This window comes from Glaciecola petra (genome assembly GCF_031846345.1).
GTDB classification, from domain to species: Bacteria; Pseudomonadota; Gammaproteobacteria; order Enterobacterales; family Alteromonadaceae; genus Glaciecola; species Glaciecola petra.
On record NZ_JAVRHX010000002.1, the window covers coordinates 517,053 to 531,074 of the forward strand.

Genomic DNA, 14,022 nt, shown 5'->3' on the forward strand with positions numbered 1-14,022 from the left:
AGTGCTTACTTTTCAAATACCACATCAAAGGATAACGGGACGGTTTTTGAAATACTATTTAACTTTGCGATGGCCTGCAATGCAGCGACACCTTCATCCAAACCTAGGCTAGATGTGTTGAGCAATGTCGGTTTAATTGTACTAGCACGTAAGCCTCCGTTTGTTAGACCCACTACGGACACCTCAAAGCTTACTGGTACTGCTTGGTCTTTAATGATTAAGGTCCCCGCCACTGAGCCTGTTGCAGTCTCGCCTTGCGATAAAGAGAGGAATTCTTTGTCAATCTTAGCACTTAGCGTTGCTTTGCTGAAATTTGCAACATCAAACAACATTTTTTGCATGCGTTCATTTCGAATAGGGATGATAGTATTTACCGAGCTCAAATCGATGCTAATGCTCAGTTGCCCATCTGCAGACAAAGTACCGCTATAACGGTCAAAGGTATGGCTTTCAGCAATATGCTCATTTTTAATAGAAATGAAATTTAGGGCGCTTTTTTCTTGGTTGAGTGTGTGCGTTGCTAAGCCTTGAGTGCTCAACGCTAATAGGCTTAAACATAATAAATATGCGCTGGCCTTTTTAAAGGAAAACAGTGTTAAAACAGGAATTGATGAAAAAGCGCTTCGCATAATATTTTACTCATTTTTAAATTTGTCACGCTGTAGCAGCGTAGCATTGGTTATTATTTGTATTGAATTATACTGTTCCAATCGACTCGTTGATCACCTATCACGATAAAATCTGGGTTTGTCACAATTTCGCGTTCGTTGTATGAAATAGGGTCAAATGTTGCTGCTTTGATTTTACCACCTGCTTCGTTAATAATGCATTCAGAAGCGCCTGTGTCCCATTCGCCAGTAACGCCAATCCGCATAAACACATCAGCTTTACCCTCAGCAATAAAACAGGCTTTTAACGAACAGCTACCGGTTGGTAAACTTTGATACTTTCGTTTATTGCTCATGCGCGACATTACCTTTTCACGCGACTGACGACGACTAATCGCAATCATGATCACATCTTCGCTAGGTACATCGAAAGCTCTTACATTTATTGGCTTTGTTTCAATTGGGCAGCGTTTGTACGCCCCATGATCCTTACTCGCAAAGTACAAAGAATCTCCGCAAGGCCAATAAATAACACCTATTACCGGTTGGTTATTTTCAATCAAGGCTATGTTTACCGCAAAATCACCCGAACGTGCGATAAATTCTTGGGTGCCATCAATGGGATCGATTAACCAATAACGCGTCCAATTTGATCGTTCTTTAAGTGGGGCGATAGCCGTTTCTTCTGACATTATAGGAATATTAGGGGTGAGTGTTGTTAATCTTTCCATAATGATTTCATTAGCACGATAGTCAGCCGAGGTAACAGGACTGTCGTCTTCTTTTTCAAACTCTTCAAAGTCACCTTTATCGTATATTTGCAGTATTTCTGCGCCAGCCTCAAGGGCAGCATCCTTCGCGATCTCGAGTAATTCGCTGATGGATTTTGACATCATTTTTGATTTCTCCAACGCTCAAACAATAATAAAGCAGCAATGCTGCGCGCTTCAGTAAAGTCTGGTTGTGCTAATAATTCATCTATTTTATCTATCGGCCACTTAACCACTTCTAACGGCTCCGGTTCATCGCCATCTAAGCGTGATTCGGTTAACACTTGAGCTATAAAAACATGCATATGTGCTTTAAAAAAGGTCGGTGCCATTGCCAGTGATTTTAGTTCGTCAAATTGCTCAGCCGCAAAGCCAACTTCTTCTTGTAACTCTCTATTACCGGCCTCTGCTGGCGTTTCACCCGGATCGATTAAACCTTTTGGAAAACCTAATTGATAAGAATGTGGACCCGCTGCATATTCCCTTATCAACAAAAGGTGGTTATCTTGGGTCAATGGCAAGACCATTACACCACCTCGGCCATTACCAGCAATGCGCTCAAATTCGCGTTTTGCGCCATTACTGAACTCCAAATCAATCTGCTCCACTCTAAAAAGACGGCTTTGTGCGACTATTTTTCGAGCATGTATTTTGGGTAAGTTTTTTTCGTTGTTTGTTTTACTCACGTTGCCTTCACAGGATACACTATTGCAATACCTAAACCTTAGCATAAGGATAAACGCTTGGCACTGTTACCATGGCATAAGATAGAAACTGTTTTACTCGATATGGACGGCACATTACTCGATTTGCACTTTGATAATCGTTTTTGGTTGCATCATATTCCGCAGAAACTTGCAGACAGAAGCGGAAAACCTTTTGCTCAATGCCAGCAAGAAATAAAAGACGCTTATGCCGAAGTGTATGGTCAATTGGAATGGTATTGCCTCGACTACTGGGCCGAAAAACTCGACTTAGATATAATGCAGGCAAAGCGTGAGCTGGTGCACTTAATTAAAATGCGTGAAGACTGCATCCCATTTTTGGATGCCCTCAAGGCGAGTCAACGTGAAGTGGTATTAGTAACCAATGCGCATCCTGGTAGCTTAAGCCTCAAAGTAGAAATGACCCAGCTCGATGAACATATCAACCGATTAATTTCGACTCATCAATTTGGTGTATCGAAGGAGTTCCAGTCTTTGTGGCAACAGTTGCAGGCTGAACTCGGCTTTAATCCAGCAACAACGCTTTTTGTTGACGACAGTGAACGCATATTGGACGCAGCAAAGGAGTTTGGCATAGCTTATACCCTTGGTATCACTAATCCCGATAGTCAAATGCCTGAAAACGAAATAGTGGGACATCCGCATACCAATAACTATCATGATTTACTATCTTCGATTATCGAAGACAATTTTTCTGCTGAGTCCTGTAAATAAATGTCTACTAAGATAGCCGTGGCCTCAGCCAATCCAGTAAAAGTAAATGCCGCCAAAGAAGCTTTTGAAGTCATGTTGAACACCGAAGTAAAAGTAGTTTCAGTCGATGTGGCATCGGGAGTGCCTGATCAACCTATGCATTCTGAAGAAACTCGTTTAGGTGCAGAGAATCGAGTTGATAATGCCATAAAGGCAATTGAGGCCGACTATTACATTGCTTATGAAGGTGGCGTCGATGTTTTTGAGGATGGCCCCAAGACATTTGCGATATTATGCATATCAAATGGCGAAGATAAGGTGTTTGGGCAAACGGCCACTTTGCCAATTCCTATCGGTATATACAATCAGTTACTTAAGGGTATTGAACTGGGGACAGCCATGGACGCGCTATTTAATACGCATAATATTAAACAAAAGGGCGGTGCAATAGGGCAACTTACAAATGAAGCCGAAACGCGTAAGAGTATTTATGCTTCGGCAACGAAACTAGCACTAAGCAGGTTTGTAAACGCTCACTTATTTTAATGGCTAGTGTTTCAAAAAGAGAGAGTATTGCTCAAAAATCTATCCGATAAGTGCCCGAACTAGTTTCTACTCCAAATAACGAAGCGCCTGCTTTTAGAGCAGGTGGAAAATCACTTGGCATTTTATAAGTACCTTCGGGGAAGAACTTACCGTCTAGTTGTAAACGGACATTGGCATCTAATGATAAAATATTATCGGGCAGAATCTGTAAAACAAAATCTGGTGATTGACAGCTTAAATTAGCTTCAAATAGGCCAAGTTTGGTTTGCTGCTGTTCAAAATCAATAGAAGCATTTAACCATGAACCTTTGCCCTTTAGGGCAACACAAGCTTGGTCAAATTCAAAATTTTCGACATCGACTCGTAGTCGGCCAGACGCAATTACTGGCACCGGCAATTGCATTTGCGACAGAGCAGTTTTAGCAGGAATAAACAATTGCGCATTTTGCGCACTAAGGGCTTGCGTATTTAATAGAGAAGCGGTAACTGACCCTTTTAAGGAAATAGCGTCGACATCACGAATGTTTCCGCTGTCTATATTGAGTTTTGCTTTAAGCATAAACAGGTACAGTGGTGACAGCTCCCACTCTATATCGTTTACGCGTAAACCCTTATAATCTAGTGCTTGGGCTGCGCCACTAAATAAGGTTCCTGAGACGCCGACAAAGCGTATTTGTTGTTGACTATTTTCTTGTATTTGCCCCGTAACAAAAGAAGCCGGAATGTAAGCAATTAAAAAGATGATATAGCTTACGAGAATTAATACTATCCACTGCCATGTTTTCAACTTAAGAGCTTCCTAATACTAAGCGTCTAACCTGCACAAAGCCTTGCGTATCGACTTCGCTAAAATCAGAACTAACAATAACTATACCGCGTTCTTCAACGGTTTCTAACCAAGTCATTAATCCATTAAATGGCACTTCGTCTATCCAAATTTGTAGGTTTTCGCCTTGCGGCTGCATCCTAGAAACAGATATACCTAAGTTACGTGTGGTTTGATTCACAAACTGGGTTAGCGAACCATTAAATTTAGGAGCTGTGCCTGACTGGCGTAATAATGCTGCGCGATTCGCTTGTTGCTGAACCCATGTTAAGGTTGACTTTTGACCTTCAAGCTCACGTTTTTCATTTTCAATTGCAGAGTTTAGTGGTGACCAAATTGCAAAATAAAAGATTGCGATTACCGCCGCTATACCAGCGATGACTATCAGCTTTTGTTCACGTTCTGTTTGTTGCTTAAACCATATTTTTAAGGCATTCATTGTATGCAAACTACCCTTTTACCGTAATGGTGCCAACAACTTGGTCACCTTGGTTATTAAAAGCGCCTTGTTCTATTTCAAAGCCTAGGTTGCCTACGTCGCGTGAAAATTTTTCGAGCGCCTCAAAGTTTGCCGCTACCGACTGCATACGAAGTTCGGCACGTTTGCTGTCAAATCGAATACTACGAGGCTTTACCCCTGAGCTTTCAAAGGCAGTACCTAACTTACTTAACATCACTAACATACTGGCGTTTCCACCACCTTGCTCTAAGCGTCGTACTTCATTTTGAATAGCCTTGCGTTTATTCAGCCTAACCGAAGCCAAAGACGGAAAGTTTTGTTTAATACTGGCATCAATTTGCTGGGTGAGTTGCGAGCGTTCACTTTTTAAACTGTTTAGTTCTGTCGCTTTGAACACTAAATTAATACTCAGTGCAACCGCGGCTAGCGTTGCGACCAACTTCCATTTGTCCCAGGCCGCATTAGATTTGTGCTTAACCACAAAATCGCCTTGGTACAAATTGAGCTTGGCTGCTTCAGCGCCTTCCAGTAGAAGTTGCATGGGAAGTAGGTCAAAGTGGTAAGTTGCTTCAATATCGCTAGGCCAGTTGTCGATTTCGCTGTAACAGTTAAAGCTTAGCTCAGAATCACTCTTGTTTTGCATGTGGCCTTGACTAACAAGCGGTAATAGCCAGCTTGCCTCACCTTGCATAATGTTGCCATTAGATGATTTTACTAAGAGCTCTGAACCCAATTGTAGTAGGGTAGTTGTTTGCGCTTTTGTTTGTGCTTCTTGCGGTAAGCCCTCTCTTGGTAAGCAATATGCATCAGGGATAAGTGTATCGCAAAACAAGTTAGCGTCGGCAAATGCTTGTTGCCAATTATTTAACTTTTGTTTGTCGATAACGGCAACTTCTTGAGTATCACCGTGTCGTTCACCCAATGCAAAAAATAAGTTATTGATGTCACCACATAACTCTTCTTCAATCATAAATGGAATGGCTGAAAGCACTTTTCGACTGGCGTTTTCAGGCAATGCTACCTGGGCAAAATATAATTCACTAGACGGCGCAAGTGCTATGATTTTTGCACTACTGGCGCGTTCTTGCAAAGAGCTCAGCTCGTCTGCATTTTGCAGTACACCCGAAGCAATGATTTCTTGTTCTTGCTTGCTATACACTAACCAATGTATTGGGTCTGCGGCGTTAGCGCCCAAGCGTATTATTAACTGCTGCATTTAAAATGCGCCTCCAAACTCTCTGCTAATGATGGTAATACCGTCTTCATTGACTCTAAAAACGGTCGACATCTTAAATTGCGAATCTTGAAATTTCGCTTTAGTGTTTAGTTTAAAATATTGTGTAGTAATATCAAACCAATCTCTTTGCTCAGCGCTCAACTGTATACTTTGTACTTCGTTAAGTTCAAAAAATTCTGCTATTTCAGTAAAACCTTCTTCTGGGCGCGTGCTAATGATCCCATTGGCGATATCGGCAGTTTCGCCTAAAAGAGCATCTAATACAATGGCGCTTTCTTCCGTAATGGTGTTTACATTGATTTTAATGTTAGTTTCTGGAATCACGCAAACCACTTTTTGTAAATCGTTTAGCCAGCCAGCTTGTGCGCCTTGGTCTACGCCATTGACTAAGCGTAATTCTGAGATATGTGACATGGCATTATTGGCAGGTAAATAGGGTGTCACTAAAGACTCATAATCTGCGTCTTCTGCGCCTAACTGGGCGGCCCGATCGTCTTCGTCTATCCAATCAATTAATGAATCTTTTATCACTTCTGCAAGATAGGTATCTTCGGTGAATTTGTTTAACAATGTTTCGAATGCTTTTTGTGCGGCTTCGCCTTTGGTACCAGTGCCACTCGAGCCCCCACTAGGGTTTCCGTTTCCGCCGCCACTGTTGCCGGTACCGCCGTTGTTGGCAGTAGCGCCATTGTTGCCGGTACCTCCGTTACCGCCAGAACCTCCGCCACTAGCATTAGGCGTATACTCTGAGCCAATTGCATTAAGATTAAAACAGGCCTGTAAGTCGCTCAACTTAGCTTCTATAAAGCCGCCTTCAATAGGGTACTCAAACTCTTGTGCCCAAGGTTGACTCAGATTGATATTATCGCCAGTTAAAGATTTCAAGGTCGCTAATGAGCTTTTAGCAAATTCTTCTGCACCCAGGGCATACCAATAGGCTTGATTGTTGGTTTTGATATTGACCGCTCGCGCAATGTTTATTTGCTGCCGGGCACTCATTTCAACCGCCAATACAGTTACCAATGCCATAATTAGTAACACCACTATAAGAGCGACACCGCGCTGCTGCTCAATGGAACTTTTAAATGTGTGTTTCAGTATCATTAGGCACGCACCTTAAATACGCGCCGTATTTCACCAAAGTTCTCTGTTGTGATGGTAACCGCAATAGCAGCCGGCAAAGTCGTATTTTCGACAGTTTCTTCCCATTCAAATTCCTCTTTAACGGTTTGCAAAACCTCAATTTTAAAGTCGCTGACTTGTTCAAGTAGTACTCTGACTTTGGGTTCGGTGCCAATAACTGAATCTACATATATAGTGTGTAGTCGCTCTAAACGGTTTTCTTGTACGCGATAAGCGACATTTTGCAAGTTGCTGCGCTTTAGGCGTAATTGTGGGTTTTGCCAACCGCCACGCACAAAGCCAATAGCATAGGCGTCGCTGTCGAGTTCAAATTCACCACCGTTGATGACTAGTTGGTTTTCAAGGCCTTGGGTGCGAGGAATACGCTCTTGCATTTGCAGAAAATCCCTTTCCATAATGAGCATTGTGCGTTGTAAGGATTCTAATTCTTGTGAGCGTTCATCAACTAATTTACTGCGCTCAAAAATTTCTACAAATATCGCGTTTGCCCCAAGGGCAACTATGGCAAAAATAGCAATAGCAATAATAACTTCGATAAAGGTAAAGCCAGTTTGTTTCTTATTTATGCCTATGGTGTCAATCTTACACCCCATGCAAGTCATGTTAGCGGCCTGCTAATAAAGGTGCTGATATCGGTTACTCGGTCGTTCATTTCTTCGTCGGTAGCTACGACAATAGTGAGTTGAAATAATGAGTCGTCGGGTGTTTTAGACACGGTTTGTTGCCAAAACCACTTTTTGCCAGCCATCTCTACTTCACCTTTGTCATTATTTTTGAGCGGCCACTTAACTTGTGCTCTTAATGTGCTTTCGGTCATTTGGTTATTGGCGACCCAACTGGCAATACTTAACTCTTGCACGCTGGTAAGGGTCATAATATGTTCTTGGGTGACTTTCAGAATAGCCACCCCAGTTATGGCCATAACAGCTAAAGCAACCAAAACCTCGATTAAAGTAAATCCTTTGTTTCGCTTATTATATGTGAGCATTAGATTGGACCCTCTCGAACTAAGGGCACCGTATCTATCCCTTTTAATAAGAAAGAGAAAGATTCTTCATCAAAATCTTGGCCTTGGTAGTCTAAGCGCAATTCAAAAGGTGTGATTTCACCGCTTGATAGAATAAATATTTGCGGTGGGTCAGGTTCTTCATCTTCTTCGTTGCCAATTTGCACGCCATCGCTGCTAACGCTTAACTCTTCGTCAAAAATGCGATTATCGAACAAACCTTCATCTTCTTGCCACGACAAACCTTCTAATGTGAGTTCTAGGCTAAGGCCTTCAGGTAGTTGGTATAAAGCAAAGTGCTCTTGGTCATCCATTGCGAGCCATTTTTCATCATCGCTGAGTTTAACAAATTCGTAAGTCTGCTCTTCGTCGTCAATACGAAGGCCCATTTCTAGTTGATTTATTACGGCATAATCGCTGGCTAAACTGAATAAGGCTTGCAAGCGTTGGGTTTCTTTTTCAATTTCTCTGCTTATATCTTTTGAGAAAATGGTGAATTGCACGGTGGCCATAACCAAGCCGATAATAGCCATCACCAGTATTACTTCTAATAAGGTGAACCCGCCTTCAGGTGTGCGCAATACGCCAGGTTTTAACATGATTTAAGTTACAGGTAATCGTTCAAATTCCAGGTGCCGATGTCGTCGTCGGTGCCCTCTTGACCATCGGGGCCAAGGGAATAAAGATCATAGCGGCCAACTTCTCCCGGGTATAAGAGTACGTAGTCGTTATCCCAAGGATCTTTTGGTAAGCGAGTAATGAACCCGCCTTCAGGGTAGGAACGAGGGATATCGCCGGTGGTCGGCGCGCTGACTAGAGCTTCCAAACCTTGTTCTGTGGTAGGGAAAGCGTTAGTACGCAAATTGTAACGCTGCAATGCACCTTCTAATTGCTGAATATCAATGGCTGCTTTTTTCAGACGGGCTTCTTCTGTATTGTCGAATAAAGCTGGCGCAACAACCGCTGCCATTAGGCCAATAATAAATAGTACGACCATTATTTCGATTAAGGTAAAGCCTTTTTGAGACTTGGTTTGTTTACCTTGAGCATATACATTCATAACAACTCTCTTTGATTATTGTTTAAATTAAACCTGTTAGCGTTAAATTCCGGTTAGGTTATTTAATGCTAAAATTGGCAACATAATTGCCATGACTATAAATAATACGACGGCTGCCATGGTAACGATTAAGGCAGGCTCGAGTATTTTAAGTGACATACTAACGGTGCTTTCAAACTCTCGCTCTTGATTGTCTGCAGCGCGTTTGAGCATTTGCTGCAATTCACCTGAACGCTCACCCGAGGCAATCATGTGCATCATCATAGGCGGAAACACTTTTGTTTCGTCTAAAGCTGCGCGCAAACTACTGCCTTCTTTGACCCTTTCAGCCGCTGTTTGTACTAAATTTTGTAGGTGCTTATTTTCAAGCACTCTGCCTCCAATTTTCATTGACTCCAGCAAAGGGACAGAACTTGCAGTTAATATACTCAGGGTTTGAGCAAAGCGAGCCGTGTTAGTTCCCCTAGCAAGTTTGCCAACAAAGGGTAGATTTAAAATTGTTTTATGCCATTTTAATTCCATAGCGGGATTTCGTAACAAACGGCTCAATATCAGTATCACAACAGATAACACTATTGCGGCAATAATGCCGTAGTCTTGCGTGCCCTCGCTCATGGCAATCAATATTTTGGTAATGGTAGGCAGCTCTTGCCCCATAGTGTCAAATTGTCCGACTATTTTTGGCACCACAATCGTGAGCAACATCACTACTACTGCCAAGGCTACCGTCATCATAATAATGGGGTAAACCATTGCTTGAGTGGTTTGGCTTTTTGTCTGTTGGCGTCGTTCTGAATAATCAGCTAGCCTGACAAGTACCGAGTCTAAATGCCCCGATTTTTCACCTGCAGCAACCATCGCCGTGTATAGGCGATCAAAGGCTTTTGGATATTCTGCTAATGCCTCGGCTAAACCATAGCCTGCCACCACTTTACTGCGCACCGCCATCATCATGTTTTTGGTGCGGGGTTTTTCTGATTGTTCGGCCACTGCTAACAAGGCTTCTTCAATAGGTAAAGAGGCTTCGATAAGTGTGGCTAATTGACGAGTTAATAAAGCGAGGTCGCTAACTGAAATTTTGGGGCTAAAAAAGGACTTAAATGACTTTTTGCTGGCTTTATCTTCGGCAACTTGCTCAACTTCTAAAGGGATTAGGTTTTTATCGCGCAACTGCTGACGTATTTGGCGAGAATTATCGCCTTCCAATACACCGCTGGTGTTTTTACCTTTGCCGTTTAGGGCCTTGTATGCAAATGCTGGCATTACTCTTCTCTGGTTACCCGTAGCACTTCTTCAAGCGCAGTAATACCGCTTAACACTTTATCGCAGCCGTCTTGACGTATAGAAGGTGTTGTTTTGCGAACATATTTTTCAATAGCTTGTTCGCCTTTGCCTTCGTGCATCATTTCTCTAATTTTCTCGTCAACAATAAGCTGTTCATGAATACCAGTTCGCCCCCTATACCCAGTATGATTACAGCTAATGCATCCTGTTGGTGTGAATATTTGGGTATTGTCGTCGGGTGCTAAGCTAAGTATTTCTTTTTCGCCAGCGCTGGGTGAATGGGGCTTTTTACAATCGTTGCATAATGTTCGCACCAAACGCTGTGACAGCACCGAGAGCAAACTAGACGATAACAAAAAGGGCTCTATGCCCATATCTTGTAGACGAGTAATGGCGCCAGCGGCAGTATTTGTATGCAGTGTTGATAGTACTAAGTGACCGGTTAAACTCGCTTGTACCGCTATTTGTGCCGTTTCTAAATCGCGTATTTCGCCCACCATGACTACGTCGGGGTCTTGGCGTAAAATAGCACGCAAACCACGCGCAAAGGTCATGTCGACTTTAGGGTTTACTTGAGTTTGTCCAATACCTGCTAGGTCAAACTCGATAGGGTCTTCAACGGTCAAAATGTTGCGGTCTTTAGAGTTTATTTCACTTAAACCGGCATACAAGGTCGTACTTTTACCTGAGCCAGTAGGGCCCGTCACCAGCATTATGCCGTGAGGCTTTCTGATCAGCTCCGAGAAGTAATCGCGGTTATGTGAGGTCATGCCTAAATCTTCTAAATTCAAACGCGCGTTGTTTTTATCTAGCAAACGTAATACAACACGCTCACCATGACTTGAAGGCATGGTTGACACTCGCACATCAACTGCGCGGCCACCAATTTTTAAGCTGATTCTGCCGTCTTGCGGAACACGTTTTTCGGCAATATCCATTTTTGACATGACCTTAATACGTGACACTAGCATCGATGACATTTTACGATTAGGGCGCAAAATTTCGCGTAATACACCATCAACTCTAAAGCGCACTACTAGCTGATTTTCAAAGGTTTCGATATGAATATCAGAAGCGCCTTCTTTAATTGCTTCACCAAGCATAGCATTAATCAACTTGATGATGGGTGCGTCGTCTTCATTGTCGAGCAAGTCTTCAGTATCGGGCATTTCTTCGGCAAGTGAGAATAAGTCGCTCTCGTTACCTAAGTCTTCCATTAACTGTTTGGCTTCAGACGAGTCGCGTTGGAATGAATCGGTGAGTAGCGCTTCAAAATCGTCTTGAGGTGTTTTTTTAAGAACAAAACCTTCACCGGAAAATCGTCGGATTTCGGCAAAGGCCGACATAGGTGTTTCTGTTGTATAATAAAGGTCGTAAGGTTGTGTATTTGTATCTAGCAATACACTAAAGCGTTTAGCAAAACTAAAAGGTAGCTGTTTACTTTCATGCTCGCCGTTTGCACTGTCTTGGGCATCAAATTCGTCATTCTGTGAATCATTAGAATAGGCATCAGCTTCAGTTGAGACTTCAACGATGCCAGCATCACTTAATAAGTCTTCGACCTCAGCGTGTTCGTTTTCAATACCGCTAGCCATTACTGATCTTCCTGCTTCTTTTTATCCATCAAATATTCCTCAAAAGATGGCGGTAAAGTAAGTTTATCATCCCAAGCCGGCAAACTCGGACTGCTGACGCTTGGCATAAGCGGTATACCTTTTGATTGATGGTCTAGTTGTTGCGCTCGAATGTACTGGTATTTACGATGACTGATTTCGTTCATGGTCATGCCATCACGAACAATGGTAGGGCGTAAAAACACCATCAAATTACGCTTACGTTTACTGGTTGTAGTGGTTTTAAATAAGTGCCCTATAATTGGGATGTCACCAAGCAAAGGCACTTTCGATACACTTTCTTGTACATCTTCATCAATGAGGCCGCCTAACACTATAGTGCCGCCGTCGTCCACTATCACCGTGGTTTTGATTTCTCGTTTGTTAATTGAAATGTCCACGCTGGTAGCACCACTTACGCTCGATACTTCTTGCTCAATGGTCAATTGTACAGCGTCACCCTCGTTTATTTGCGGGGTTACTTTTAATTTAATGCCCACTTCTTGCCGGTCGACCGTTTGAAAAGGGTTAGAGTTGTTTGAGCCTGTGCTCGTGCCAGTGATAATGGGTACATCCTGCCCCACAATAAAAAAGGCTTCTTCATTGTCCATTGTGGTTAAGTGCGGTGTAGCCAAAATGTTTGAATTAGTGTCTGTGCTTACCGCCTGCACCACAGCACCCCAGCCATTGCGCACAACACCTGCGATAAGGCCATTTGCACCGCCTAAAAGCTGTGCGAGTGGCGTCAAGTTGCCGAGGGTTTCATTAGTAGTTTGCACAGGTGTACCATCAGTCGATAAGTTTGTAACGGTAGTAGTTCTATCTTCTGCTTCTCTCAATGCAACGCCTAAAGAACCCACACCCACAACACCGTTGGTAAATTGTGTACCGCCACCTTCTTCTGAAACAAGTTGCACACCTAAGGTTACGCCATCGCCTTCAAACACCTCAACAATAATCGCTTCGACTTGCACTTGTGCACGACGCACATCGAGTTGTCTAATGATACCCTCTAAAGAACGCATCATGTCGGGCTCGGCAGTGATGACCAATGAGTTACTATCTTCATGGGCATCAATACTGATATCACGATTGTTGTTCGAACGTCGCTGCTGAGAATTGCCTTGAGATTCAGATTGCAAAGACGCACTCGCCCCTTGTAACACTTTGACCAAGTCTTCAGCTTTAGCATAGTTGAGAAATATCACACGAGTGTTACCAGTAGACTCTAACTCTTGGTCCATGCGTTCAATTAAATTAATCAAGCGCTTTCGGGATTTGTTATCACCACTTACAATGACGCTATTTGTACGATCATCTGCCACTATACGAGGGCCCGAGCGAGCGTTGGCGGTTTGCTTGCCCTGGTTACTATTTATGCTTTCAACAATTCTGACCATTTCCGATGCCGACGCATATTTTAATTTAATCACTTCGACTTCTTCGTCGCCGGCTTGGTCCACGCGTTCTATAATTTCAGCTAAACGATTAACAACCGCTGCTCGGCCTGTAACCATCATCACATTAGAAGGGTCATGAGCAACCACCTGTCCCCCGCCTGCTTGGTCGTTTAATTGACGAAGTATTGGCGCCAAATCACGCACTGGCACGTTATATACTGGGATGACCCGTGTGATCATCTCGTCGCCGTTAAAACTAGTTGCCTCTACTACTGGAATATTAGATGACTTGGCATCTTTCGAACGTACTACTTTCAATATGCCATTAGGCATTTCAACAACTGCAAAGTCATAGACTTGAAGTACGTTCAGAAAAAACTGGTAGTATTGTTCTTCGGTCATTAAGTCATAACTACGGACACTGATTTTGCCTCGCACGTTAGGATCGACAATGATGGTGCGTTTTAAATTTTTACCAACAATATTAATAAATTCAGTGATTTCAGTATTCTTGAAATTTGGCTGGTACTCCGCACCTTGCGATAGTGCTTGAAAACTATGCGCCACTAAAAAGCCGGTGGCGGCAAGGCTAAGAAAAAATCCTTTTAACTTTTGTTTGTGCTGTTTCAGCATCATATAAGGTTTACCTTT

Annotated in this window: 16 protein-coding genes; 2 read left to right on the forward strand and 14 right to left on the reverse strand. The window is 42.8% G+C overall.

Annotated elements, in window-relative coordinates; genetic code table 11:
• Positions 1-5: 5 nt before the first annotated feature.
• Genes RM552_RS10075 through nudE form a run of 3 tightly spaced genes read right to left on the reverse strand, consistent with a single transcriptional unit; the run spans position 6 to position 2,064 of the window.
• A complete protein-coding gene (locus RM552_RS10075) occupies positions 6-629 on the reverse strand; it encodes a YceI family protein (RefSeq protein WP_311368705.1) in 624 nt (207 codons plus the stop codon).
• A gap of 53 nt (positions 630-682) precedes the next feature.
• Positions 683-1,504, reverse strand: coding sequence for a 3'(2'),5'-bisphosphate nucleotidase CysQ (cysQ, locus tag RM552_RS10080; protein WP_311368706.1), 822 nt, complete (start codon positions 1,502-1,504; stop codon positions 683-685).
• On the reverse strand, positions 1,501-2,064 hold the full coding sequence (gene nudE, locus RM552_RS10085) for an ADP compounds hydrolase NudE (protein WP_311368707.1): 564 nt from the start codon (positions 2,062-2,064) through the stop codon (positions 1,501-1,503). Before nudE ends, cysQ begins: the two co-directional genes overlap by 4 nt.
• A gap of 57 nt (positions 2,065-2,121) precedes the next feature.
• On the opposite strand from nudE, the gene yrfG reads away from it, so the two are divergent.
• Together yrfG and yjjX are read left to right on the forward strand one after the other, a co-directional pair.
• The gene (gene yrfG / locus RM552_RS10090; protein ID WP_311368708.1) at positions 2,122-2,817 is read left to right on the forward strand and encodes a GMP/IMP nucleotidase; all 696 of its coding nucleotides are present in this window, start codon (positions 2,122-2,124) and stop codon (positions 2,815-2,817) included.
• Complete coding sequence (gene yjjX / locus RM552_RS10095) at positions 2,818-3,342, forward strand: inosine/xanthosine triphosphatase (protein WP_311368709.1); 525 nt, start codon at positions 2,818-2,820, stop codon at positions 3,340-3,342.
• 31 nt (positions 3,343-3,373) lie between these two features.
• Here yjjX and RM552_RS10100 read toward each other — a convergent pair whose 3' ends face one another.
• From RM552_RS10100 to gspD, 11 genes are read right to left on the reverse strand one after another with little or no spacing between them, the layout of a single operon-like run.
• Positions 3,374-4,129: a type II secretion system protein N gene (locus RM552_RS10100; RefSeq protein WP_311368710.1), complete on the reverse strand. Its 756-nt coding sequence runs from the start codon at positions 4,127-4,129 to the stop codon at positions 3,374-3,376.
• A gap of 1 nt (position 4,130) precedes the next feature.
• Positions 4,131-4,607 carry a type II secretion system protein M gene (locus tag RM552_RS10105; protein ID WP_311368711.1) on the reverse strand — a complete coding sequence of 159 codons (477 nt, stop codon included), beginning with the start codon at positions 4,605-4,607 and terminating at the stop codon, positions 4,131-4,133.
• 10 nt (positions 4,608-4,617) lie between these two features.
• Positions 4,618-5,844 carry a type II secretion system protein GspL gene (gene gspL / locus RM552_RS10110; RefSeq protein ID WP_311368712.1) on the reverse strand — a complete coding sequence of 409 codons (1,227 nt, stop codon included), beginning with the start codon at positions 5,842-5,844 and terminating at the stop codon, positions 4,618-4,620.
• The gene (gene gspK, locus RM552_RS10115) at positions 5,845-6,969 is read right to left on the reverse strand and encodes a type II secretion system minor pseudopilin GspK (RefSeq protein ID WP_311368713.1); all 1,125 of its coding nucleotides are present in this window, start codon (positions 6,967-6,969) and stop codon (positions 5,845-5,847) included. It abuts the gene before it with no gap.
• Positions 6,969-7,610 (reverse strand): type II secretion system minor pseudopilin GspJ, encoded by a 642-nt coding sequence (gene gspJ, locus RM552_RS10120; protein ID WP_311368714.1) that lies wholly within the window; start codon positions 7,608-7,610, stop codon positions 6,969-6,971. The genes gspK and gspJ overlap by 1 nt, the downstream gene beginning before the upstream one ends.
• Positions 7,607-7,996: a type II secretion system minor pseudopilin GspI gene (gspI, locus tag RM552_RS10125; protein ID WP_311368715.1), complete on the reverse strand. Its 390-nt coding sequence runs from the start codon at positions 7,994-7,996 to the stop codon at positions 7,607-7,609. The genes gspJ and gspI overlap by 4 nt, the downstream gene beginning before the upstream one ends.
• The gene (gspH, locus tag RM552_RS10130; protein WP_311368716.1) at positions 7,996-8,613 is read right to left on the reverse strand and encodes a type II secretion system minor pseudopilin GspH; all 618 of its coding nucleotides are present in this window, start codon (positions 8,611-8,613) and stop codon (positions 7,996-7,998) included. Before gspH ends, gspI begins: the two co-directional genes overlap by 1 nt.
• An 8-nt stretch (positions 8,614-8,621) precedes the next feature.
• On the reverse strand, positions 8,622-9,074 hold the full coding sequence (gspG, locus tag RM552_RS10135; protein WP_311368717.1) for a type II secretion system major pseudopilin GspG: 453 nt from the start codon (positions 9,072-9,074) through the stop codon (positions 8,622-8,624).
• 42 nt (positions 9,075-9,116) lie between these two features.
• Positions 9,117-10,337 (reverse strand): type II secretion system inner membrane protein GspF, encoded by a 1,221-nt coding sequence (gene gspF / locus RM552_RS10140; RefSeq protein WP_311368718.1) that lies wholly within the window; start codon positions 10,335-10,337, stop codon positions 9,117-9,119.
• Positions 10,337-11,953, reverse strand: coding sequence for a type II secretion system ATPase GspE (gspE, locus tag RM552_RS10145; protein WP_311368719.1), 1,617 nt, complete (start codon positions 11,951-11,953; stop codon positions 10,337-10,339). The genes gspF and gspE overlap by 1 nt, the downstream gene beginning before the upstream one ends.
• Entirely contained in the window at positions 11,953-14,007 is a 2,055-nt protein-coding gene (gspD, locus tag RM552_RS10150; RefSeq protein ID WP_311368720.1) for a type II secretion system secretin GspD, read from the reverse strand. Before gspD ends, gspE begins: the two co-directional genes overlap by 1 nt.
• Between the last annotated feature and the right edge of the window lie 15 nt (positions 14,008-14,022).

What these genes read in the sequence shown, in the direction of transcription:
- RM552_RS10075 (WP_311368705.1), bottom strand. Translation starts at nt 629, where the DNA reads ATGCGAAGCGCTTTTTCATCAATTCCTGTTTTAACACTGTTTTCCTTT.
- cysQ (WP_311368706.1), bottom strand. Translation starts at nt 1,504, where the DNA reads ATGATGTCAAAATCCATCAGCGAATTACTCGAGATCGCGAAGGATGCT.
- yjjX (WP_311368709.1), top strand. Translation starts at nt 2,818, where the DNA reads ATGTCTACTAAGATAGCCGTGGCCTCAGCCAATCCAGTAAAAGTAAAT.
- RM552_RS10105 (WP_311368711.1), bottom strand. Translation starts at nt 4,607, where the DNA reads ATGAATGCCTTAAAAATATGGTTTAAGCAACAAACAGAACGTGAACAA.
- gspL (WP_311368712.1), bottom strand. Translation starts at nt 5,844, where the DNA reads ATGCAGCAGTTAATAATACGCTTGGGCGCTAACGCCGCAGACCCAATA.
- gspK (WP_311368713.1), bottom strand. Translation starts at nt 6,969, where the DNA reads ATGATACTGAAACACACATTTAAAAGTTCCATTGAGCAGCAGCGCGGT.
- gspJ (WP_311368714.1), bottom strand. Translation starts at nt 7,610, where the DNA reads ATGACTTGCATGGGGTGTAAGATTGACACCATAGGCATAAATAAGAAA.
- gspI (WP_311368715.1), bottom strand. Translation starts at nt 7,996, where the DNA reads ATGCTCACATATAATAAGCGAAACAAAGGATTTACTTTAATCGAGGTT.
- gspH (WP_311368716.1), bottom strand. Translation starts at nt 8,613, where the DNA reads ATGTTAAAACCTGGCGTATTGCGCACACCTGAAGGCGGGTTCACCTTA.
- gspG (WP_311368717.1), bottom strand. Translation starts at nt 9,074, where the DNA reads ATGAATGTATATGCTCAAGGTAAACAAACCAAGTCTCAAAAAGGCTTT.
- gspF (WP_311368718.1), bottom strand. Translation starts at nt 10,337, where the DNA reads ATGCCAGCATTTGCATACAAGGCCCTAAACGGCAAAGGTAAAAACACC.
- gspE (WP_311368719.1), bottom strand. Translation starts at nt 11,953, where the DNA reads ATGGCTAGCGGTATTGAAAACGAACACGCTGAGGTCGAAGACTTATTA.
- gspD (WP_311368720.1), bottom strand. Translation starts at nt 14,007, where the DNA reads ATGATGCTGAAACAGCACAAACAAAAGTTAAAAGGATTTTTTCTTAGC.